1 protein-coding gene is annotated in these 1,072 nt (G+C 45.5%); it reads right to left on the minus strand.

Going from position 1 to position 1,072, the window contains the following annotated elements:
• Positions 1-1,072, minus strand: a 1,072-nt coding sequence (locus tag ACYFDN_RS21400; protein ID WP_483512650.1) for a hypothetical protein, incomplete at both ends; no start/stop codon positions are given.

Genomic DNA, 1,072 nt, shown 5'->3' on the forward strand with positions numbered 1-1,072 from the left:
GCTGCCGCCCGAACCATAAACACCCGGCGTGAGCGAGCCTAATCCTTTGCCACTAACATCAATAAAAGATTCTGTGTCAATGTAAAGGTCATTCACTGAGATTGTAGATACAGGTGACTGTTGATTTTGTGCTACAGCTGTCGTTAAGCGAGCACCATTAACTAACTCCAAATACCTAAAGGAATGATTCCCCTCTACAGTTAGCTCTGCACCATCAACCAGAATCCATTGGTTTTCGTATTCAACCGAATCACTTAAAATACTGGTGTCATCGGCGAACTCAACACGATCAACCACCTCAACATTTAGCTTGTAAGTATCTTCAGCTTCTTGAGTCGTTCCGTTTTTGTTGAGATCTAACTCTGCATACTGAGTCGAGCGAAGATCCGGCCCCAATTGCACAGAGTATTCCCCTGCAACCAGTACATCAACTAAGGTAACCAACACTCGCTTACTATTAATAAGCTCTATATTAGAAACAGTTGTAAAAGTTTCACCTTGAGATTGAATATCGAAGTCATCAGCCGTAAATGTTGAAAGCTCAACCGGTTGAGAAAACTCAATTTCAAACTGTGATACATGCTCAACTTCAACAGGCTTTAGCGTAAGGTCTGTTATGTAGAAGTAAGGTGTTGAAAAAGTATCTAGTGTATACACCGTACCCGCGCCGCCGGCTGTGCCATAATGCGTGGACACTCCCCCGGCTAAATTAATCGCACTTAAATCAAAACCATCCAAGGTATCGTAATAAATGGCTACTCGTCCGCCCGCGCCACCGCCACGATTTGATGAAGCGCCATGCGCACTGATTAAACCCGCGCCTGATAAGGTGCCCGCATCAATCCATATTGAACCACCCGCACCACCACCGTAACTAGAACTGGAAGCACCATCGGCCTTGATCTCACCATCGAGCTGGAAACGCTCATTGGCCACTAACTTAATCGCACCACCACCACGGGTACTGCTAGAGCAATTGGAGTAGTAACAACCACCCAAGCCAAAGCTCATCGGTTCACTGTAAGACCCAAAAGCATCAAACGAGTCATTGCTGTTATATTTACCGCCCTTA

It is taken from the genome of Agarivorans sp. D1326, from assembly GCF_056958115.1.